The organism is Streptomyces sp. NPDC002088 (genome assembly GCF_040296605.1).
Taxonomy (GTDB): Bacteria; Actinomycetota; Actinomycetes; order Streptomycetales; family Streptomycetaceae; genus Streptomyces.
This window is the reverse complement of record NZ_JBEOXO010000025.1, coordinates 104,847-125,655: the sequence shown is the minus strand read 5'-3', so window position 1 is coordinate 125,655 and position 20,809 is coordinate 104,847. Positions and strand designations below refer to the sequence as shown.

Annotated in this window: 21 protein-coding genes; 10 read left to right on the top strand and 11 right to left on the bottom strand. The window is 69.5% G+C overall.

Annotated elements, in window-relative coordinates:
* Positions 1-99: 99 nt before the first annotated feature.
* Entirely contained in the window at positions 100-1,071 is a 972-nt protein-coding gene (locus tag ABT114_RS38810; protein WP_351148501.1) for an alpha/beta hydrolase, read from the bottom strand.
* Positions 1,072-1,284: 213 nt separating this feature from the next.
* On the bottom strand, positions 1,285-2,139 hold the full coding sequence (locus ABT114_RS38805) for an NmrA/HSCARG family protein (protein WP_351148498.1): 855 nt from the start codon (positions 2,137-2,139) through the stop codon (positions 1,285-1,287).
* A 249-nt stretch (positions 2,140-2,388) separates the two neighbouring features.
* Between ABT114_RS38805 and ABT114_RS38800 the strand changes: the two genes are divergently transcribed.
* From ABT114_RS38800 to ABT114_RS38785, 4 genes are all read left to right on the top strand, one after another.
* Positions 2,389-3,303, top strand: coding sequence for a DUF5996 family protein (locus tag ABT114_RS38800; protein WP_351148590.1), 915 nt, complete (start codon positions 2,389-2,391; stop codon positions 3,301-3,303).
* A 228-nt stretch (positions 3,304-3,531) separates the two neighbouring features.
* The gene (locus tag ABT114_RS38795) at positions 3,532-4,599 is read left to right on the top strand and encodes an aromatic ring-hydroxylating dioxygenase subunit alpha (RefSeq protein ID WP_351148495.1); all 1,068 of its coding nucleotides are present in this window, start codon (positions 3,532-3,534) and stop codon (positions 4,597-4,599) included.
* Positions 4,596-4,775: a hypothetical protein gene (locus tag ABT114_RS38790; protein ID WP_351148493.1), complete on the top strand. Its 180-nt coding sequence runs from the start codon at positions 4,596-4,598 to the stop codon at positions 4,773-4,775. The genes ABT114_RS38795 and ABT114_RS38790 overlap by 4 nt, the downstream gene beginning before the upstream one ends.
* The gene (locus ABT114_RS38785) at positions 4,772-5,707 is read left to right on the top strand and encodes a PDR/VanB family oxidoreductase (RefSeq protein WP_351148490.1); all 936 of its coding nucleotides are present in this window, start codon (positions 4,772-4,774) and stop codon (positions 5,705-5,707) included. Before ABT114_RS38790 ends, ABT114_RS38785 begins: the two co-directional genes overlap by 4 nt.
* On the opposite strand, the gene ABT114_RS38780 is transcribed toward ABT114_RS38785, so the two are convergent.
* The gene (locus ABT114_RS38780; RefSeq protein ID WP_351148488.1) at positions 5,622-6,473 is read right to left on the bottom strand and encodes an IclR family transcriptional regulator domain-containing protein; all 852 of its coding nucleotides are present in this window, start codon (positions 6,471-6,473) and stop codon (positions 5,622-5,624) included. The genes ABT114_RS38785 and ABT114_RS38780 overlap by 86 nt on opposite strands.
* 231 nt (positions 6,474-6,704) lie before the next feature.
* On the opposite strand from ABT114_RS38780, the gene ABT114_RS38775 reads away from it, so the two are divergent.
* Genes ABT114_RS38775 through ABT114_RS38760 form a run of 4 tightly spaced genes read left to right on the top strand, consistent with a single transcriptional unit; the run spans position 6,705 to position 10,067 of the window.
* Positions 6,705-7,676 carry an ABC transporter substrate-binding protein gene (locus ABT114_RS38775; RefSeq protein WP_351148485.1) on the top strand — a complete coding sequence of 324 codons (972 nt, stop codon included), beginning with the start codon at positions 6,705-6,707 and terminating at the stop codon, positions 7,674-7,676.
* A complete protein-coding gene (locus ABT114_RS38770) occupies positions 7,673-8,446 on the top strand; it encodes an ABC transporter permease (RefSeq protein ID WP_351148482.1) in 774 nt (257 codons plus the stop codon). The genes ABT114_RS38775 and ABT114_RS38770 overlap by 4 nt, the downstream gene beginning before the upstream one ends.
* Positions 8,443-9,222 (top strand): ABC transporter permease, encoded by a 780-nt coding sequence (locus ABT114_RS38765; RefSeq protein ID WP_351148479.1) that lies wholly within the window; start codon positions 8,443-8,445, stop codon positions 9,220-9,222. Before ABT114_RS38770 ends, ABT114_RS38765 begins: the two co-directional genes overlap by 4 nt.
* 20 nt (positions 9,223-9,242) lie before the next feature.
* Positions 9,243-10,067 (top strand): ABC transporter ATP-binding protein, encoded by an 825-nt coding sequence (locus ABT114_RS38760; RefSeq protein ID WP_351148476.1) that lies wholly within the window; start codon positions 9,243-9,245, stop codon positions 10,065-10,067.
* On the opposite strand, the gene ABT114_RS38755 is transcribed toward ABT114_RS38760, so the two are convergent.
* The 7 genes from ABT114_RS38755 to ABT114_RS38725 form a co-directional block, all read right to left on the bottom strand.
* Entirely contained in the window at positions 10,039-12,219 is a 2,181-nt protein-coding gene (locus tag ABT114_RS38755; RefSeq protein WP_351148474.1) for a discoidin domain-containing protein, read from the bottom strand. The genes ABT114_RS38760 and ABT114_RS38755 overlap by 29 nt on opposite strands.
* A gap of 78 nt (positions 12,220-12,297) precedes the next feature.
* The gene (locus ABT114_RS38750; protein ID WP_351148472.1) at positions 12,298-13,896 is read right to left on the bottom strand and encodes a glycoside hydrolase family 13 protein; all 1,599 of its coding nucleotides are present in this window, start codon (positions 13,894-13,896) and stop codon (positions 12,298-12,300) included.
* Between the two features lie 32 nt (positions 13,897-13,928).
* Positions 13,929-14,789, bottom strand: coding sequence for a carbohydrate ABC transporter permease (locus ABT114_RS38745; protein ID WP_351148469.1), 861 nt, complete (start codon positions 14,787-14,789; stop codon positions 13,929-13,931).
* On the bottom strand, positions 14,786-15,742 hold the full coding sequence (locus tag ABT114_RS38740; protein ID WP_351148465.1) for a carbohydrate ABC transporter permease: 957 nt from the start codon (positions 15,740-15,742) through the stop codon (positions 14,786-14,788). Before ABT114_RS38740 ends, ABT114_RS38745 begins: the two co-directional genes overlap by 4 nt.
* A 5-nt stretch (positions 15,743-15,747) precedes the next feature.
* On the bottom strand, positions 15,748-17,097 hold the full coding sequence (locus tag ABT114_RS38735; protein WP_351148462.1) for an ABC transporter substrate-binding protein: 1,350 nt from the start codon (positions 17,095-17,097) through the stop codon (positions 15,748-15,750).
* Positions 17,098-17,209: 112 nt separating this feature from the next.
* Positions 17,210-18,205 (bottom strand): LacI family DNA-binding transcriptional regulator, encoded by a 996-nt coding sequence (locus tag ABT114_RS38730; protein WP_351148459.1) that lies wholly within the window; start codon positions 18,203-18,205, stop codon positions 17,210-17,212.
* A 183-nt stretch (positions 18,206-18,388) separates the two neighbouring features.
* Positions 18,389-19,051, bottom strand: coding sequence for an MmyB family transcriptional regulator (locus ABT114_RS38725; protein WP_351148456.1), 663 nt, complete (start codon positions 19,049-19,051; stop codon positions 18,389-18,391).
* Positions 19,052-19,292: 241 nt separating this feature from the next.
* Here ABT114_RS38725 and ABT114_RS38720 point away from each other — a divergent pair, with 241 nt between their 5' ends.
* Complete coding sequence (locus ABT114_RS38720) at positions 19,293-19,949, top strand: helix-turn-helix domain-containing protein (protein ID WP_351148453.1); 657 nt, start codon at positions 19,293-19,295, stop codon at positions 19,947-19,949.
* A 32-nt stretch (positions 19,950-19,981) separates the two neighbouring features.
* The gene (locus ABT114_RS38715; protein WP_351148588.1) at positions 19,982-20,512 is read left to right on the top strand and encodes a toxin-antitoxin system, toxin component; all 531 of its coding nucleotides are present in this window, start codon (positions 19,982-19,984) and stop codon (positions 20,510-20,512) included.
* Between the two features lie 85 nt (positions 20,513-20,597).
* Here the strand turns inward: ABT114_RS38715 and ABT114_RS38710 are convergent, their stop codons facing one another.
* On the bottom strand, positions 20,598-20,774 hold the full coding sequence (locus ABT114_RS38710) for a hypothetical protein (RefSeq protein WP_351148450.1): 177 nt from the start codon (positions 20,772-20,774) through the stop codon (positions 20,598-20,600).
* Between the last annotated feature and the right edge of the window lie 35 nt (positions 20,775-20,809).

The following is a 20,809-nucleotide window of genomic DNA, read 5'->3' as shown; positions in this document are numbered from 1 at the left end:
ACTGGGCGACTCCCTGGTACTGGATGGCCGGCACCCGCGCCGAGCACCATCCACTACCCCGCCACCAGGCGAACTACCCAGCCCAAGAGGAACCCGGCACTAGCCGGCGAGGGCCTTGTTCAGGGCGGCGACGGCCAGTTGGCGGGCCACGTTGGTGGCGCGGCAGTCACGCAGGCTGTCGAGCATCATGAAGTCGTGCACCATGCCCAGCACACGCACTGCGGTGACGTCGACACCGGCCTCCCGGAGTTTGGCCGCGTAGGCCTCACCCTCGTCGCGCAGGACGTCTGCCTCGTCGGTGATGACCAGGGTCGGGGGTAGTCCTTCGAGCTGTTCGAGGGTGGCCCGCAGGGGGGAGGCGTACGGTTCGGCGCGCTGTTGCGGGTCGGTCGTGTACTGGTCCCAGAACCAGATCATGCCGTCCCGGGTGAGGTAGTAGCCGTCTGCGAACTGCAGGTAGGAGGCGGTGTCGAAGTCCGCGTCGGTGACCGGGTACAGCAGTACCTGCGCCGTGAGGTCCACATCGCCGCGTTCCTTGGCCATGAGGGCGAAGACCGTGGCCATGTTGCCGCCGACGGAGTCACCGCACACCGCGACGCGGGAGGTGTCGAGACCGTGCTCGGCGCCGTGATCGACGATCCACTTGCCCACGGCGTAGTTCTGCTCGATCTGGGACGGGTACTTCGCTTCCGGCGCCCGGTCGTAGACCGGGAAGACGGCGGCGGCATTCGCCCCGGTGGCCAGTTCGCGCACCAGTCGGTCGTGGGTGTTCTCGTCGCCGAAGACCCAGCCGGCGCCGTGGATGTAGAGCACCACGGGCAGGTCGCCGGTTGCTCCTTCGGGACGGACGATCCGGGTGCGGACCTGCCCGTACGGGCCCGCCTCGACGGTCACCCACTCCTCGTCGACCGGCGGCTTGTCGACACCCTCACCGGTCTGAAGTCCCGCGAGGAGGTCCCGTCCCTGCTCCGGCGGAACCTCGTAGATCCTGGGATGGGGCGAGGTCGCTTCCGCGAGTGCCTTGGCGTCAGGTTCCAGGGTCGGCGTGGGGGGAGGGGGCAGATCGGCCATGCTGGACTCCTGCGGAGTGAGGTGAAAAGCCGGGCACAATCCCCCCTCACCATGATCAGGGGCAATGCTTTTTCGGCAACTCGAACTCCGCTCCAACCCATGAGCCCCGGGCGCGACCCACCGGGCTGATGGGCTGCCCGGACGCGGTCGAGTCAGGGCGGACCCTCATGCGCCTGCCTGCGCCTCCCGGGGCCCGCGGGCAAGGCAGCCCGGTCATGGTGCCGTTGAGAAGGTGCTTCGGGCCCAGCCCGCGAACGACGTCCAACGCAGTTCGGGGTGGGCGGCATGCAGCGCCTGCAGGTCGACGCTGTAGCCGACGCTGCGCAGGAACGCCCACATCGCTCGCATGTCGTCGTTGCCGATCTCGTCGAGCCGCACTTCGTTGTGCCGAACGGTCCCACCGAGTGCCGTGCTCAGCGCGGCGGCCATGTCACCGGGTGTGGGGGCGTCACCGGCGAGCTCGATGCGCCGTCCGATGAACGCGTCGGGCGCGGCGAGGACAGCAGTGGCGAACTCACCCAGGTCGGGGCGTGCCAGTTGCTGCAGAGGGCGGTCCGGTGGCAGCGGCAGATCGAGTACACCCTGGCGGATCCGCTCCTCGTCACCGAGTGCGTTGTCGAAGAAGTAGGTGGGTCCCAGGATCGTATAGGGCACCTCGCCTGCGGCCAGTTCCCGCTCGATGACTGCCTTTGTCTCGAAGTGCGGCACGCCGGTGTCCTGGTCGGCCCCTGCGACGGAACTGAAGATCAGGTGTGGCACACGGGCCTGATGCGCGGCGGCGAGAATGGCTCGGCCCTGTGCGATCTCGGCGGCCGGTCCTGACTCGAAGGGCGTGGTCATCGCGAACACGCCGGCTACTCCCCGCATGGCTGAGGCCAGGGACTCTCGGTCCTCGAGATCTCCGCCCACGACCTCGACGTCTTGGCCGGCCAGGCGCCGGGCCGCAGCGGATCGAGGGTTGCGGACCAGGCCGCGGACGGCGGCACCCCGGGACAGCAATGCGCCGACGACGGCACCGCCCTGCCCTCCGGTTGCCCCGAGTACCAGGGTCGGCTGGTCAAGGCTCATGATGAAAAGTCCTTCCGAATCGACTCCGCAGGACCTCGCCTCCACCGGGGAGACCGGGCCGCTGGATCACTGTTCCTGCGATGCCGGCGCACCGGCTGCTCGTGGAGCATGCAAGCGTCCCTCTCCGGTGGCCGGTGAGGCGCGCCGGGTTGCCTGATTCTTCAGCCAGGGGCAGCGTGGCCAGTATCTGCCATATTGTCCCGGAAGGAGCTCTCTGTGGCCGGGGCTTCCCACCAGGTGTCGCGGACGATGTGGCCGCAGCTGCGGGTCGCCGACTGGACCGAGACCCGGGACACCCTGCACATGTGGACCCAGATCGTCGGCAAGATCCGACTGGCCCACGCGCCCCTGGTCAATCACTGGTGGCAGGTCACCTTGTATGTCAGCCCGCGCGGCCTGACCACGTCGGCGGTTCCCTACCACTCAGGGTTCTTCGACATCGAGTTCGACTTCCTCGACCATCTGCTGCGTATCCGCGGCAGCGACGGCACCGACCGCAGCGTGGCTCTGGAGCCCAGACCGGTGGCCGACTTCTACCACGAGACGATGCACGCCCTGGGTGAGCTGGGAATCGAGACAAGGATCCAGGCACATCCGAACGAGGTGGACCCGGCGATCCCCTTCGATGAAGACCACCAGCACGCTTCCTACGACCCAAGTGCCGCAGAGCTGTTCTGGCGGCAGTTGCTGCAGGCCAACCGGGTGCTGGGGGAGTTCCGCTCGTACTTCGCCGGCAAGGTCAGCCCGGTGCACTTCTTCTGGGGCGCCATGGACCTGGCCTGCACGAGGTTCTCGGGACGAACAGCCCCGCCGCATCCCGGCGGCGCCCCGAACTGCGGTGACTGGGTGATGACGGAGGGCTACTCCCGCGAGTTGAGCAGCTGCGGCTTCTGGCCCGGGGGCGGTGAAGAAGGGGCCTTTTACTCGTACGCGTATCCCGAGCCGGATGGATTCGCCAACCGTCCGGTCATCCCGGCCGACGCCTTCTACAGCCCCGACCACGGCCAGTTCCTCCTGCCCTACGAGGCAGTGCGCACTGCGGCCGACCCGGACAGGACAGTGGCTGAATTCCTGCAGACGACCTACGAGGCTGCCGCGGAACACGGCGACTGGGATCGAGCGGCCCTGGAAGAGGACCCGAACCGGTGGCAGAAGCACAGGTAGCTGCTCACCTCTCAGTGAGGGCGCCCCGCGTGCGGCCCACACCCCGCAGGGCACTCGCGACGTCAGAAGCTACAGACACGGGGGCCACATCCTCGAAGCACTCGGGCCACCGCGGAACTTCTTCCGTCTGACAGAAGCCGCCTTGCCCAGCCGCGGCAAGCATCACGACCCTGAGTCCAACCACGGCACGCGGGGCGAGGGCGCCCCGCTCTCAGGGACGGGAACGCCATGCCTCACACGACCGCCTTCGCCAGGAACCAGTGGTACGTCGCCGCCTACAGCCATGAGGTCGGGCGCGAGGAGCTGCTCGGCCGGACGATCCTCGGGGAGCCGCTGGTCTTCTACCGGACCGAGGGGGACGGAACGCCCGTCGCGCTGCACGACCGGTGTGTGCACCGCCGCTTCCCGCTGTCGGAGAGCCGGCTCGACGGCGACCGGATCGTGTGCGGCTACCACGGGTTCACGTACGACACGACCGGCACGTGCGTGTACGTGCCGGGACAGAAACGCGTCCCGCGCACCGCCCGCGTCACCTCGTACCCCGTGGCCGAACTGGACTCGCTGGTGTGGGTGTGGATCGGCGACCCGGCACTGGCCGACCCGCAGACGATTCCGCGGGCCCGGCATCTCGACTCTCCCGGCTGGACGACTGTATGCGGTATGGAGCCGATCGACGCCGACTACGGGCTGCTGGTCGACAACCTCCTCGACCTCTCCCACGAGACGTATCTGCACGGCGGCTACATCGGCACCCCCGAGGTCGCCGAGACGCCGATCAGCACGGAGGTCGACGAGGGTGCGGGCATCGTGCGGGTGAGCCGGCGCATGGACGACGCCGAGTGCCCGCCGTTCTACGCCCGTTCGACCGGCATCGAGGGCCGGATCACCCGCTGGCAGGACATCGAGTACCACGCGCCGTGCCTGTATCTGCTGCACAGCCGGATCGCCCCGGTCGGCGTGCTGCCCGAGGCGGACGGCAGCGACCCGAACGGCTTCCACACCGAGATCACGTACGCGATCACGCCGTCGTCCGACGGCAAGGTGTACGACTTCTGGGCGGTCTCGCGGGACTGGGCGACGGACGACGACGAGGTCACCGAGTTCCTGCGGGGCAACAACCACACCGTCGTCATGCAGGACGTCGACGCGCTCAACCTGCTGCAGAAGACGCTCGGCACCGAGCGCAGCGGCTACCAGGAGCTGAGCATCAACATCGACACCGGCGGCCTGGCCGCCCGCCGTATCCTCGCCCGGCTGGTCGAGGAGGGCGACAAGCCGGTGGAGCAGGTCCGGTGAGCAGACTCTCTCCCGAGCCGCGCGAGATCTACCGCATCGACTGGCTGCCGGGCACCGACGTCCTGCACGGCACCTGCCACTGCGGCGCCGAGCACTGCGCGCAGGACCCGGTCGAGATGTGGGAGTGGATGCTCGGCCACCCCGAAGGACACCAGCCGCGAGGAAACAGCTCATGACCGTCCACGAAGCCGAACTCGTCGTCGACCGCAGGGAGTTCGCGGCCGACGGGGTGCTCGCTGTCACCCTGCGCCATCCGCTGGGCGAGCAACTCCCGGCCTGGGAGCCGGGCGCCCACATCGATGTCGTGCTCGGCCCGGACCTGGAGCGGCAGTACTCGCTGTGCGGCGATCCGGCGGACCGCACCGCCTGGCGGATCGCGGTGCTGCGGGAGCCGGACGGACGGGGCGGATCCGCCCATGTGCACGAGCAGTTGGGGCAGGGCCACAAGGTCCGGGTGCGCGGCCCCCGCAACCACTTCGCCCTGCGGCCCGCTCCCCGCTACCGCTTCATCGCGGGCGGCATCGGGATCACGCCCATTCTGCCGATGCTGGCGGCGGCTCAGGCGGCGGGCGCCGAGTGGTCCCTGCTGTACGGCGGTCGCAGCCGCAACTCCATGGCGTTCGCTGAGGAGTTGGCCGGATACGGGGCGCGGGTCACCATCGCGCCCCAGGACGAGTCCGGTCTGCTCGACCTCGGCTCGGTACTCGACGCGCTCCCCGACGGCACCCTCGTCTACTGCTGCGGGCCCGGTCCGCTGCTCGACGCGGTCGAGGAGCGCTGTCCGTCCGGCGCTCTGCACGTCGAGCGGTTCCAGCCGAAGGAGCAACCGACCGGCGAGGACGGCGAGTTCGAGGTCGAGCTGGCGCAGAGCGGCCGCACGCTGACCGTCGCGCCGGGTGTCTCCGTGCTGGACACCGTCCGCGCCGCCGGTGTCGAGGTGCTCTTCTCCTGCACCGAGGGCACCTGCGGCACCTGTGAGACGGACGTGCTCGAAGGCACCCCGGAGCACCGGGACTCCGTGCTCACTCAGGAGGAGCGGGAGGCCGGCGAGACGATGATGATCTGTGTGTCCCGGTGCCGGGGGAAGCGGCTGGTCCTGGATCTGTGATCCGCAGGTCCGCCTCGATCCGCGCCACGGCCGCCAGCAGCGGCGGCAGCAGGTCGCGGCGGACCGACGCGGCGGAGACCCGGCCGGCGTGCACCGCGAGACCGACGCCGGCCACCACCGCGCCGCCCCGGTCCCGCACCGGGGCGGCGACCGACCGGAGCCCCTCCTCCAACTCCTGGTCGACCAGCGCGTACCCCTGCCGGCGCACTCGGCCGAGTTCGGCCCGTAGCGCCTGAGGCGTGACGATCGTGTACGCGGTCAGGGGGCGCCGCTCCGCCCGGGCGAGCCGGGCGTCGAGGTCCTCGTCCGGCAGCGGGGCGAGCAGGACCCGGCCCACGGCGGTGACGTACGCCGGGAAGCGGGTGCCCACGGTGATCGTCGCGGACATGATGCGGCGGGTGGGGACCCGGGCGACGTGGACGACGTCGTCGCCGTCGAGGAGGCACAGTGACGACGACTCCTTCACTTCCGCGACGAGTTGCTTCAGGTGCGGCTCGGCGATCCGGGGCAGCGTCAGTCCGGCGAGGTAGGCGTGGCCGAGTTCGAGCACGCGCGGGGTGAGCCGGAAGAGACGGCCGTCGCAGTGGACGTAGCCGAGGTCGGCGAGGGTCAGCAGCAGGCGTCGGGCGGCCGCCCGGGTCAGGTCGCAGGCGCGGGCCACCTCGCTGAGCGTGCGGGCAGGGTGCTCGGCGTCGAAGGCCCGGATGACGGCCAGGCCGCGCTCGAACGACCGCACGAAATGCGATGCGCGGGCCGCCGTGGACATCGTCGCCTCCCGGTGGACGCACGGGGAACATGTACGGACTGATTCCGAACACGTACGGACTCTTCCCGAACACGGTGAAAGCGCGGTTCGATAACTGTCAACAATTTTGTCAGCCAAGCCCATTGACCCGGCCGGACGGCCGGATCTAGGTTCCCGCTGAGCACCAACCGAGCACTACTGTGCGGTGTGCGCACAGCCTGTCGGAACACCGTTGTCTGCACAGGAGGAGCCATGCGTCGTCTGCTCGCCGGTCTCGCGGCCGGCACCATCCTGCTCGCCACCGCGGCCTGTGGCTCGTCCGGGGACTCCGGTACGTCGGACAAGGGCACCTCGTCCGGCGGCACCACCACGGTCAAGCTGGGCCTCATCCCCATCGTCGACGTGGCGCCCGTCTACCTCGGCGTGAAGAAGGGCTTCTACACCAAGCACGGCCTGAAACTGTCCCTGACGAGCGCGCAGGGCGGTGCGGCGATCGTGACGGGCGTCGCCAGCGGCCAGTTCCAGTTCGGGTTCTCCAACATGACGTCACTGATGATCGCCCAGTCCAACAGCGTGCCGGTGAAAGCAGTGGCCAACGGCGTCGCCTCAACGGGCGTACAGGGCAAGGACTTCGGGGCCATCACCGTGAAGAAGGGCAGCTCCATCACGTCCGCGAAGGACCTGGAGGGCAAGAAGGTCGCCATCAACACCCTCAAGAACATCAACGAGACCGCGGTGCGCGAGTCGGTGAGCAAGGCGGGCGGCGACCCGGACAAGGTGAAGTTCGTCGAGCTGGCCTTCGACCAGATGCCGGCCGCCCTCGACAGCGGGCAGATCGACGCCGCCATGGTCGTCGAGCCCGCGCTCGCCACCATCAAGAGCCAGGGCGGCGTGGAGATCGCCTCGCCCATGGTCGACGTCGCCCCGAACCTGACCGTGGCGATGTACTTCACGTCGACGCAGTACGCGCAGCAGAACCCGGAGGTGGTGAAGAAGTTCCAGGAGGCCACCGCCGAGTCCCTGGCCTACGCCGACTCCCACCCCGACGAGGTCCGCGAGATCGTCACCACGTACACGAAGATCCCCGCCTCGGTCCTCGCGCAGGTCACGCTGCCGAAGTGGCCGGCCGACGCCAACCGCTCCTCCATCGAGGCGCTGGAGAAGCTGGGCGACCAGGACGGCCTCTTCAAGACGGCCCCCGACCTGGACAAGCTGCTTCCGTGAGGGGCCTGAACACCGCACTCGGTGCGGCCGGACTCGCGGCCTTCCTCGCCCTCGGCGAGGCGGTGCCGCGGCTCGGCCTGGTCAAGGACGTCTATTTTCCGCCAACCAGCCGCATCGCCGACGCGTTCGCCGACGAACTCTCCGACGGCGCCTTCTGGACGGCCCTCGGCGACACCCTCACCGGCTGGGCACTGGGACTCGCGATCGCGGTCGGCGCGGGCATCGCGGTCGGGGTCGTCGTCTCCGTCGTCCCGTACCTCCGCGAGGCCACGGCCTCCACGATCGAGTTCCTGCGCCCGATCCCCTCGGTCGCCCTGATCCCCCTCGCCGTGCTCCTCTACGGCACCGAACTCCGCTCGGTGCTGCTGCTGGTCGTGTACGCCTCCTTCTGGCAGATGCTGATCCAGGTCCTCTACGGCGTCCAGGACGTCGACCCGGTCGCGGAGGAGACGGCACGGTCGTACGGCCTCGGCACCTGGGCGCGCGTCCGGCATGTGCTCTGGCCGACCGCGCTGCCGTACGTCATGACCGGCGTACGGCTGGCGGCGGCCGTCGCGCTGATCCTCGCCATCACCGCCGAACTGGTCATCGGAGCACCGGGGCTGGGCGCGCGCATCGCCGTCGCGCAGACCTCGCAGGCCGTGCCCGAGTTGTACGCGCTGATCGTGGTCACCGGACTGCTGGGGCTGCTGATCAACGTCGGGGCCCGGACGGTGGAACGGCGGGCGCTGGCGTGGCACCAGTCGGTGCGCGGGGAGGTGGCGGTGTGAGGCGCGCACTGCTGCGGCTGCTGTTCGTGTTCGCCCTGCCGGCCGTACTCGTCGCCCTCTGGTGGGCGGCGTCCGACGGCAGCACGAACGTCTACTGGCCGCCTCTGCGGACCATCCTCAAGACCTTCCCGGACGTATGGACGGCCGACCGGCTGCGCACGGACGTCCTGCCCAGCGTGGAACGGCTGGCCGCCGGGTACGCGACGGCGGCCGTCGTCGCGGTCGCGCTGGGCACGGTCATCGGCTCCTACCGGCGGGTGCGCGCGGTGTGCGAACCGGTCCTGGAGTTCCTGCGCGCGGTGCCGCCGCCCGTGCTGATCCCGGTCATCATGCTGTTCGCGGGCATCGGCGACACCATGAAGATCGTGGTGATCGCGAGCGGCTGCGTGTGGCCGGTCCTCCTCAACACGGTCGAGGGCGTACGGGCGGTGGACCCGGTGATGACGGAGACCGCCCGCTCCTACGGCATCACGGGCCCCGCCCGGCTGCGGCACCTGGTGCTGCGCTCGGCGAGCCCGCAGATCTTCGCGGGCCTGCGGCAGGCCCTCTCCATCGGCATCATCCTGATGGTCATCAGCGAGATGTTCGCGGCCAGCAACGGGCTCGGCTTCACCATCGTGCAGTTCCAGCGGGGTTTCGCCATTCCCGACATGTGGACCGGGATCCTGGTGCTCGGTCTGCTCGGCTTCGTGCTCTCCGCCCTCTTCCAGGTGGTAGAGCGGCGGGTGCTCGCCTGGTACCACGGGCTGCGCGCATCCGCGCGGCGGTCCCCGTGAACTCCGTGAAAGGTCGGTCCATGCTCGACGTACGCGGCTTGAAGAAGGTCTACGAGGGGTCCGGGCGCCGGGTCGAGGCGGTGCGCGACCTGACCTTCACCGTCGAGGCCGGCGAACTCGTCTGCCTCGTGGGCCCGTCGGGCTGCGGCAAGACGACCCTGCTGAAGTGCATCGGCGGGCTCCTGGCGCCCACCTCCGGCGAAGTGCTCCTGGCGGGGCGGAAGGTGACCGGGCCGCCGCCCGGGATGGCGTTCGTCTTCCAGGAGTACGGGCGCAGCCTTTTCCCGTGGATGCGGGTCGGCGAGAACGTCGAACTCCCCCTGAAACAGAAGGACTTGAGTAAGACGCGGCGCAAAGAGCTGGTCGCCGACGCACTGCGGTCGGTGGGGCTCGCGGATGCCGCCGGGGCGTATCCGTGGCAACTGTCCGGCGGCATGCAGCAGCGGGTCGCGATCGCGCGGGCGCTGGCGTACGAACCGGATGTGCTGCTGATGGACGAGCCGTTCGCGGCGGTGGACGCGCAGACCCGCGCCGACCTGGAGGATCTCGTACGGGGGCTGTGGCGGGAGCGCGGGATCACGATCCTGTTCGTCACGCACGACATCGACGAGGCCGTCTACCTCGGCGAGCGGGTCGTCGTCCTGTCCGCCTCCCCGACTGTCGTCCAGGAACAGCTGAAGGTCGACCTCCCGGACGAGCGCGACCAGTTGCACACCCGGGTGGCCCCGCGCTTCGCCGAACTGCGCACCCATGTCTACGCACAGATCCAGGCGGCGAAGCGCGGAGCCCCTCAGGACGCGGCCGGGCCGGACATGGTCAAGACAGATACGCCTCCACCTCACTGAACTGGCCCGCCGGCCAGCCGGTGTTGGCGGTCACACTCAGCCTCACATGGCGCAGGCTGGTGCCGGCAGGCAAGGTGACGGTCACGGTGTTGCCGGTCGCCGGGTCGAAGCGGTAGCCCTGCGAGGCGACGACCGTGGAGTACGTCGAACCGTCGGTGCTGCCCAGCACGGACAGGGTCTGGGTGCGGGCGCCCCAGGCCGCGGAGGGCGGTAGCTTGAGCACCAGCCGACGGACGGCCTGCGTCGAGCCCAGGTCGACCGTCCAGGACTGCGGGAAGACGTTGTTGGCGGACTCCCAGTAGCTGTTCGCGTCGCCGTCCACCGCGTTGCCGGGGGTGTAGACGTCCTGCGAGCCGGTGGCGGTGGCGGGGTGGCCCTTGGCGAGGTTACGGGTCGGGTCCGGGTCGGGGTTGCCCTGGCCGGGCTGCGGCCAGGTCGAGCAGTCCGACCAGGTGCTGCTCCAGCCGGAGTTGCCGCCGCCGTCGGTGAGGGTGAAGCTGCCCGAGCCGGTCGGGTAGGGGCAGTTGTAGACGCCGGCGGCGCCGACGGAGGTGCCGGTGACGTCGCGGAAGGTGGCCGCGCCCTGCGTCTCGGCCTGGACGACGACCGTGCCGGTGTTACGGACGGTCGCTCCGGTGACGGTGACGTTGCCTGTCGGGTAGCCGTGCCCGCCGCCGGAGACGAACTCGAAGGCGCTGTAGGGGCTGTCGGTGATGATCGTGTCGGTGATGTTGACGGTGGCGTTGATCGCGCTGTCGTAGGAGTCGACGCGCAGCGCGCCCATGGGGTGGTTCCAGTTGGGGTTCATGGCGCCGGCGCGGACGAGTGTGTTGCCCGCGACGGTGATCGTGCCGGCCAGCGGGGAGAAGGGGTCGAGGAACTTCTGGTTGGAGATCGCGATGCCGCTGCCGAGGGCGTTGGTGTCGGAGATCAGGTTGTTCCTGACGGCGATGTCCGTGCCGCCGTAGATGGCGATGCCGTTGGCCAGGTTCGGTTGCGAGATGGTGTTGTTCTCGAAGCTGCTGTCGGTGTCCGGCGCGTACAGCGACCACATGGCGAGCGAGTCGTCGCCCTGGTTGCGCAGGAAGTTGTTGCGGACGCGGACGCCGCGCGCGTTGCCGTTGAGGTTGAGGCCGTCGGCGGTGGTGTCGAGGATGCGGTTGTTCTCGACGACCAGATTGTCGTTGTCACCCGTCAGCCAGAGGCCGACCTTGAGGTGCTGGAGCCACATGCCGGAGACGCTCGAGTTCGGGCCCAGCGAGCCGTTGACGAAGTTGTCGGGGCTGGAGTCGACGCGTTCGGTGACCTCGCCGAACACCGCGAAGTCCCGGATGTGGACGCCACCGGAAGAGCCGGCCTGGTCGATGAAGCGGGACGTGTGCACGACGGAGTACCAACTGCCGGCGCCCTGGAGGGTGACGTTCTGGACGCCGCTGAGGGAGGACGTGAGGCGGTAGTCGCCCGGCGGGATCCAGACCGCTCCCCCTTGGGCGGCGGCGATGGCGTCCCGGAAGGCCTGGGTGGAGTCGCCGTTTCCGCTGGGGTCGGCGCCCTTGGAGGTGACCGAGATCGATCCGGCGGGCTGTGCGGCGGCTGCCGCGACCTGCTCGAAGTCGGCGACGTCCACGGTGACCTGGATGCCCGTCGACTGGAACGCGACCTTGTCGCCCGCCTGCACGTTCTGCCCGAGCAGCAGCCGGGCGTTGTCGAAGAAGTGGTGGGTCTTGGCGCCGGGGATCCAACCGGTGTCGATGTAGGAGTACTTGGAGGTGACCGTGAGCGTCTTCGCCAGCTTGGTGCCGTTGACGTACACGTCGAGCGTGCCGGACTGGCCGTCCAAGACGCTGTAGGCGACGTTCACCGCGTTGGCCGCGCTCGGCACGGTGAACTCCACGCGCTGGCCGGAGGCGATCCGTACGGCCTGGCGCCCGGACGCCTCGGAGGCGAGGGTGCCCTGCGTGTAGTCGGGGCCGATCCTGCTGCCGGTGGTGGTCGCGGACTCGGCCTCCACCGAGGTGAAGGGGAGGCCGGCGCCGGCGGCCGCGTGGGCGGCGGGGGTGGTCGCGTGGGCGGTGGGGGTGGTCGCGTGGGCGGTGGGGGTGGTCGCGGTGAGAAGGCCGGCGGAGAGGGCCACCACCAGCAGTTCTGACATGCTCCTGACAGATCCGTACATGTGCTGATCCCTTCGTGGTGGGGGTGCGGGGATAGCGGGGTCGGATGCGGTACGGGCTCAGGTGCGCAGCCAGACCGCGGTGTCCTTCGGCAAACGACCGTGGGTGTCCAATGGGCCGCTGGAAAGAAGGAGTTGGGTGTGCGCGGGCAGCTCGGCCGGGGTCTCGGCGAGGTTCACCGCGCACAGGACGCCTGCGCGGGCGAGGACGAGGACGCCTTCGGGAGCAGGCAGCCAGGTCAGCGGGCCGTCGCCGAAGGCGGAGCGCAGGCCGATCGCCGTGCGGTACAGGGCGAGCATCGAGCCGGAGTCGGCGGCCTGGAGGTCGGCCGCGTAGGCGGACCACTCGGCGGGCTGCGGCAGCCACGGCTCCTGCTGCGAACCGAAACCCGCGTACGGCGCCCCGGCGACCCAGGGCAGCGGGACCCGGCAGCCGTCGCGGCCAGGGTCGGTGCCGCCGGAGCGGAAGTACATCGGGTCCTCGATGCGGTCGCGCGGAACGTCGACCTCGGGCAGGCCCAGTTCCTCGCCCTGGTAGACGTATACGGCGCCGGGCAGCGCGAGCGACAGCAGGGCAGCGGCGCGGGCCCGCCGGGTACCGAGGGCGAGGTCGGTCGGGGTGCCGAAGGCCTTGGTGGCGAAGTCGAAGCCGGTGTCCTCGCGACCGTAGCGGGTGACAGTGCGGGTGACATCGTGGTTGCACAGCACCCAGGTGGCGGGGGCGCCGACCGGGGCGTGCTCGGCGAGGGTCGTCTCGATGGACGTGCGGAGCCGGTCCGGGTCCCAAGGGCAGGACAAAAAGGAGAAGTTGAAGGCGGTGTGCAGTTCGTCGGGGCGCAGGTAGCGGGCGAAGCGCTCGGTGTCCGGCAGCCAGACCTCGCCGACGAACACACCGTCGTAGTCGTCGGCGACCGCCCGCCAGGAGCGGTAGATGTCGTGGAGTTCATCGCGGTCGACGAAGGGGTTGGGGTCCCGGCCCTCGGTGAAGTCGGGCAGTTGCGGGTCCTTGGCGAGCAGGGCGGCCGAGTCGATGCGCACGCCCGCGACACCGCGCTCGAACCAGAAGCGCAGGATGTCCTCGTGCTCCTGACGCACGGCCGGGTGGGCCCAGTTGAGGTCGGGCTGCTCGGGCGTGAACAGGTGGAGGTACCAGTCGCCGTCGGGCAACCGGGTCCACACGGGCTCGGTGGAGCCGACGAACTGGGACGGCCAGTCGTTGGGCGGGAGTTCACCGTCCGGTCCGCGTCCGCGCCGGAAGTGGAACAGCTCCCGCTCCGCACTGCCCGGGCTTGCCGCCAACGCGGCCTGGAACCAGTGGTGTTGATCGGAGACATGGTTGGGCACGATGTCGACGATCGTGCGGATGCCGAGTTCGCGGGCCTCCGCGATGAGCTTCTCCGCCTCCGCGAGGGTACCGAAGGCCGGGTCGATGGCGCGGTAGTCGGCGACGTCGTAGCCGCCGTCCTTCATCGGTGACTGGTACCAGGGGTTGAACCACAGGGCGTCCACGCCGAGTTCGGCGAGATACGGCAGCTTCGACCGGACGCCCGCGAGATCGCCGGTGCCGTCGCCGTCGCCGTCCGCGAAGCTGCGGACGTACACCTGGTAGATGACGGCGGAGCGCCACCACTCCTTTTGGGCATGGGTGGGCTGTCCCACTGAGCTTCCCTTTCTGTAGACGGGCTTCGGTGTCAGCCCTTGGTGCTGCCCGCGCTGATCCCGGCGATGATGTGCCGCTGGAAGACGAGGAACAGCGCGACCATCGGGATGCTGGCGATCACCATCGCGGCGATGAGCACGGTGAGCTGGATGTTCTGCGACAGCTGGACCAGTGCCACGCTGATGGGCTGTTTGTCGGTGTCGGAGAAGACCATCAGCGGCCAGAGGAAGTCCTGCCACACGGCGACCAGGGCGAAGATCGAGACCACGCCCAGCACCGGCCTCGACATGGGCAGCACGATCGACCACAGGATCCGCAGCTTCCCGGCGCCGTCGATCTCGGCGGCCTCCAGGACGTCCCGCGGGATCTGGTCGAAGAACCGCTTGAGCAGGTAGAGGTTGAAGGCGTTGGCGACGGCCGGCAGCCAGATCGCGAGAGGGTCGTTGAGGAGCCCCAGGTCCGCCACGGTCAGGTACTTGGGCACGACCAGCGCCTGGGCCGGGACCATCAGCGTGGCGAGGATGCCGCCGAGGATCACCTTGCCGAAGACCGGTTTCAGCCGGGACAGCGCGTAGGCGGCGGCCGTGCAGAGCACCAGCTGGAACGCCCAGGCACCGGCCGCCTGCACCACCGTGTTCCACAGGTGCTGCGGGAGCTGCATGAGGTCCCAGGCGTCGGTGTAGCCGCTGAGGTGCCAGCGCTCGGGGAGCAGGGTCGGCGGGGTCCGTGTCACCTCGTCCGGCGACTTCATCGCGCCGGTCACCATCCAGTAGACCGGGAAGAGGAAGGCGAGCGCGAAGAGGACGACCACGGTGGTGAAGACCGTCCAGTAGACGGCTCTGCCGCGTGGGCGGGCGAGTACCGCCGGGGAGAGCAGGGTGCGGGTGCTCACGCGAAGTCCTCCTCTCCGGAGCGGGTCAGACGCAGGTACACGGCGGAGAAGGCGCCCAGCAGCACGAGCAGCATGACGCTGAGCGCGCACGCGCCGCCGAGGTCGTTGTAGAGGAAGGCGTACTTGTAGATCAGGTAGAGGACGGTGACCGTGGCGTTCTCCGGGCCGCCGCCGGTGATGACGAACGGCTCGGTGAAGACCTGCATCGTCGCGATGATCTGAAGGAGCATCAGCATGAGGATGACGAACCGAGTTTGAGGGATCGTCACGTGTCGGATGCGCTGAAGGAGGTTCGTGCCGTCCAGTTCGGCCGCCTCGTACAGCTCGCCCGGGATGGACTGGAGGGCGGCGAGGTAGATCAGGACGGTGCCGCCCATGTTGGCCCACGTGGCCACGATCACCAGGGAGATCAGGGCGGTGTCGGCGCCGTTGGACCAGTTCGAGGTGGGCAGGTGCAGAAAGCGCAGCGCCTCGTTGGCGAGGCCGGCTCCGGGGTCGTAGAACCACTTCCACAGCAGGGCACTGACCACCGGCGGGATCATCACCGGGAGGTAGACGACGACCCTGAAGAAGGCCTTGGCGTGCCGGAGTTCGTTGAGGACGAGGGCCATCACGAAGGGGATCGCGAAGCCGATCAGCAGGGCGAGCAGGGTGAAGGTGAGGGTGTTGCGCCAGGCGGCGGTGAACTCCGGGTCGTGCCAGACGCGGGTGAAGTTGGCGGTGCCGACCCATTCGGGCTCGGTGCCCGGCGTGTACTTCTGGAAGGCGATCACGACGGCGCGGATCGCCGGGTACCAGGAGAAGAGGGCGAAGCAGATCAGGCCGCCGACGAGAAAGCCGTAGGCGCGCACCTGGTCGGCGAGGCGGCGCCGCCTCCGGTCCCCTGCCGGAGGCGGCGCCGGCACCGGATGTACTGCGAAGGCTTCGTGGGGCGGGCTTTTCACCGTCCTCATGGGGGTCAGCTCCGGGCCAGGATGCTGTCGATCTTGCCAGAGGCATCCTTGAGGAGCTGGTCGATGTCCGCGTCCTTCTTGGTGAGGACGGCGGAGACGGCACCGTCGAGGACGGAGTAGATCTGCTGGGCGTTCGGCGGCTCGATCTTCATCTGGAGCTGTTGGTTGCCGTCGAGGAAGGCCTGGTAGTTCTCCACCGGCACATTGGCGTTGGCCTTCTTGACCTGCTGGTCCTTCTCGTCGGCGGCGCCGGTGAACAGGCGCGGCTCGGGCAGTCCGACCGGAGCGTCCGCCTTGTTGGCGCGGGCGTAGTCGCCGAGGAAACCGTCGCCAGGGGTGAGGAACATGGCGTCGAGCCACTTGAGGCCGGCCCGGATCTGGGCGGGGCTCGCCTTCTTGTTGAACATGTAGCCGTCGCCGCCGATGAGGGTGCCCTTGCCGCCGGGCATGGGGGCGAGGGCCAGGTCCTTGTAGTTGCCGCCCTTCTCCTTGACCAGGATCGGGATGTTGTCCGGGGCGGAGAGGTACATGCCCAGCTTGCCCGAACCCATCATCTGCTGGACGTCGTTGATGACGAGGAGCTGCTTGCTGCCCATCGAGTTGTCGGTCCAGCGCATGTCGTGCAGGTTCTGCAGGACGGCGTAGCCCTCGGGGGTGTCGATGGTGGCCTTCTTGCCGTCGGCGCCGACGACGTCGCCGCCCTGGGAGTACAGCTCGGCGGTGAAGTGCCAACCCCCTTGATTCTGGGCGCTGTAGTCGGCATAGCCGACGGTGCCGCCGCCGAGCGCGGCGATCTTCTTGGCGTCGGCGCGCAGTTCCTCCCAGGTGGCGGGCGGCTGGTCGGGGTCGAGGCCGGCCTTCTCGAAGAGCTTGCGGTTGTAGATGAGCCCCATGGAGTATCCAGTACGCGGTATACCGTATACCTTCCCGTCGACGGTATAGATGTCGCGCAGCTGCTTCTGGATGGTGCCGTAGCTCTTCAACTCCTTGAGGTACGGAGTGAGATCGGCTGCCTGGTTGATGTCGACGACGTGCTTGGCGTCGGTGAAGTAGGTGTAGAAGACGTCCTCCATCTGCCCGCCGGCGAGCTTGGCGTCGAACGTCTTCGGGTCCTGGCAGGGGAACGCGTCGTGCGCGACGACGTCGATGTCCGGGTTCTGCTTCTCGAAGGAGGCGATGTCCTGCTCGAAGAACTGCCGGTCGACCTTGGCGCTCTTGGGCGGCATGCAGTTGACCGTGATGCGTGTCTTGCCACTCGCCGTGTCGTCGTCGCCCGATCCGCAGGCCGAGGCGGCAAACGCGAGCGAACAGGCGCCGATCGCGGCGAGGGTACGGCGGAACCCGGTGCTTCTCATCGGTGTGGACCCCTCTGGGCAGGAGCGGTGGGCGCCGCACACTCAAGCACCGGCACGATCGGTCCGCAAGATGTCGTGCAGAATCTGTAATTGTTCGACAGTAGAGTGGATCTCAGCGACGGGGTGCTTGCGCGGTCGACCCGCGTACCACCAGCTCGGGCTCGAACAGCAGCTCCTCCGGTGCTACGGCAGCGCCGTTGATCTGCGCGTTCAGGAGCTCCACGGCCGCTCTGCCCATGGCCTCGATGGGCTGGCGGACGGTCGTCAGCGGAGGCTCGGTGCAGTTCATGAACGCTGAGTCGTCGTAGCCGACGACCGACACCTGCGCGGGGACGTCGAGCCCCTTGCGGCGGGCGGCCCTGATCGCACCCAGGGCCAGCGGGTCGCTTGCGCAGATGATGCCGGTGACGCCCCGGTCGATGAGCCGGGACGCGGCCGCGTGCCCGCCCTCGATCGAGAACATGGCCCGGGCGACATGTTCGTCCGGGACGTCCGCCAGAGCCCGCGCCGCGGTCAGCTTGCGGGCCGACGGCACATGGTCGGCAGGCCCGAGCACCAGCCCGATCCGCTCGTGGCCGAGCGAGGCGAGGTGCCGCCAGGCCTGCTCCACCGCGACGGCGTCGTCGCAGGAGACGCCCGGGAAGCCCAGGTCGTCGATGGACGCGTTGACCAGCACCACCGGGATGTTGCGCTCGGCGAGCGTGCGGTAGTGGTCGTGCGGCGCGTCGGCCTGGGCGTAGAGGCCTCCGGCGAAGACGACCCCGGAGACCTGCTGTTGCAGCAGCAGCTCCACATAGTCGGCTTCCGAGACACCGCCCTTGGTCTGGGTGCACAGCACCGGGGTCAGTCCGAGCTGGGCGAGTGCCCCGCCGATCACCTCGGCGAACGCCGGGAAGATCGGGTTCTGCAGCTCGGGCAGCGCGAGCCCCACGAGCCGCGCCCGCTCGCCGCGCAGTTGCGTGGGCCGCTCGTAGCCGAGGACGTCCAGGGCGCTCAGCACCGCCTGCCGGGTGGCCGCCGAGACCCCGGGCTTGCCGTTGAGCACCCGGCTGACCGTGGCCTCGCTGACCCCGACCTTCTTCGCCACCTCAGCAAGTCGTCGCGTCATACGCGCAAGAATAGCGCAAGTCACGCAAGCCGCTTGCGTAAGCTTGCTGAGCTTGCTGGGCGTCTCAGATCGGCTTGGGTTCAAAGACCCTGCGGGAGACTCCAGGCCCGCGAGAAGCCGCAAGCCTGCGGGAAGCTCACTGACCGAAGCGCCGTCGGCGACCTGAACGCCGGCGGTGCCCGGTCAGGACTCGGGGGACGGCACCACCATGAGGTGGGCCGCGGTGCGGCGCGGACGCCGAGGGGCGGGGGCGGGGCGGCGGCTCTCGCGCAGGACCATCGTCAGGCGGCTGTAGCCCATGTCGTGGAGGTTCTTGGGGGTCTCGGCGACGATGCGGCAGTCGGTGGCACCCCAGCGCGGGTCGGGATGCAGCAGCGGGCGGACCGCGCCGTCGTGCTCCAGCGCCCCCTCGCCCACCGCGCGGATCCAGTGGGGCAGGCCCTGCCGGTAGGCGGCGTCCATGATCGGATCCTGGGCGATGTCCCGGCGGATCGCCTGCAGTGCGAGGTCGTGGCCGTGCCGCTGCACGGCGGCCTCGAAGTGCGCCAGCATCGGCAGGCACCAGCTCGACTCGTGGTCGCCGAGGACTGTGCCCGCGTCCGGGTGGAACAGCACGAACCTGAGGAAGTTGTCGCCGGGCATCGCCGTCGGGTGCGGGCTCACGTCACGGAAAAGTGACTCGAAAGCGGTGTTGGTCAGGACCACGTCCCAGACGTGGTCGACGACGAGGGACGGAAAGGGGGTCGACTCCAGGAGCACGGCGTAGTCCTGGAGGTACGCCCGGGCCTCGGGACTCTCGGGGACGGGCCGCGGTGCCGACCGCTGCCCACCTGCCTGATATGCCATCGGGAGGTCACCCCTCTTGCCTATGCGGCCTTCACGCGGCGCCCCGATCCTGCTGCCCAGGCGCGAGGCGTGTCAACTATCGTGGCATTTCACGTTCGTTGACGGCTGAAATTGGCCACAGTTGTGGCGAGACCTGGATGTGAGTTCGAACCACGGGCTAATCTCCGGGCAGTTCACGGCGACCGCCGGGAGAAGCGCGAGCGCTCGTGGAAGGTCTGTGAGAGACGTAGGAGATCTGTCGGTGGCGGATGGCTTCGAGGTTCCGGGCGCCGCGGCGACGTCTGTGCTGTCCGCCGTCGTCGCCCGTGTCACCGCGCTCGCCGACCGGCTCGGCGTGGCGCACGCGGAGGTCTTGCGCACCGGCCGTCTGTCGGTGGCCTCCGGCGTTCCCGAGGCCGTCGTCAGGGCGCTGCTCAGCGGCCGGCCCGCGGGCGAGCCGGATGTGCAGGCGCGTTTCCTGCAACGTCTGGACCTGCTGCGCCACACCCGGCTCAAGCCCAACGGCCGCAAGTACACCCAGCAGGAGATCGCCGACGGCGCGGGCATGTCGCGGCAGCAGGCGGGCGCCCTCATCAACGGCGACCGGCGCCCCACGATGGAGCACTGCGACGCCCTCCAGCGCTTCTTCCGCGTGCACGCCGGCTTCCTCACGGCCGAGGACCCCGAGGCTCTCGCGGGCGCCCTTCAGCACACCGAGCAGGACCTCCTGCAGAAGCTGGCCGATCGCGAACGGGAAGCGTCGGCTGCCGCCGACGACCCGTTGGAGAGGCTGTTGCAGGACCACGGCGTCCGCGGCATCGCCTGGCGGGCCGCCCAGCTGCCCACCGACCAGCACCGCGACAAGGTCGCCGAGTGGCTGGACATGCTCTTGGAGAGCGTCAAGCGGCCCGAGTCGTGATCCGGGGGAGAACTGTGGGCATCGCCAGGGACATGCGCCGCCTCTGCGGCGAGCTGGTCGCGGAGCTGTCGCCCTCCGGACCGGTACCGCCCGCCGACCTGTACGCGGCACTGTGTGACGCGATGAGCCGGCGCCGCGGCCGCCCCGTGCAGTTCCGTACGGCCGCCTTCCCGGCCGGGACGGCGAGCGGGCTGTGGGTGGACATGGCCGACCAGGACCTCGTCGTCATCGAGGAACGCACCGTCCCCGACCACCAGTTGGTGATCCTGGGGCACGAGCTGTGGCACATGACGGCCGGGCACTGCGGCCACCACGTCGACGGGGCCGTGGTCGCGGCGCGGCTGCTCGGCGACGGGGCCGACCTCCAGGCGACCGTCCGGACGGTGGCCGCGCGCACCCGCTTCGACCAGGCCGAGGAGCGGGACGCCGAGGCCTTCGGGCTGCTGCTCGCCAGCAAGTGCCGTACGTGGCTGGCCGGCTCGGCGCTGCGCGGGCCGGTGCCGCGGGATCATCTGGCGGGGCGGATCGAGGCGTCACTGGGGTATCTGGGGCCTCAGGGCTGATCCGGGGTCGACCCGGTAAAGACCCAAGGTTCAAGACCCAAGACCCAAGAGGCCCAAGAGGCCCAAGGCCCAAGGCCCTTCCCCCTCACGTCGTGCTGCGTTCGCTCGCCTCGCGCAGTTCGCGTTCCGTGGCGCGGTCGTGGCCGGGGCGGCCGGCGGGGAGGTTCGCCTCCACCGAGCGGGCGAACCGACGCGGCGGGGTCGCCCCGCTCAGCGAAGTCGGCAGTGGACGAGAAACCGGATTGTCAGTGGTGGGCGGCAAGCTGGAGATGCGCCGCCGTGCGGGGGCGCACGCGC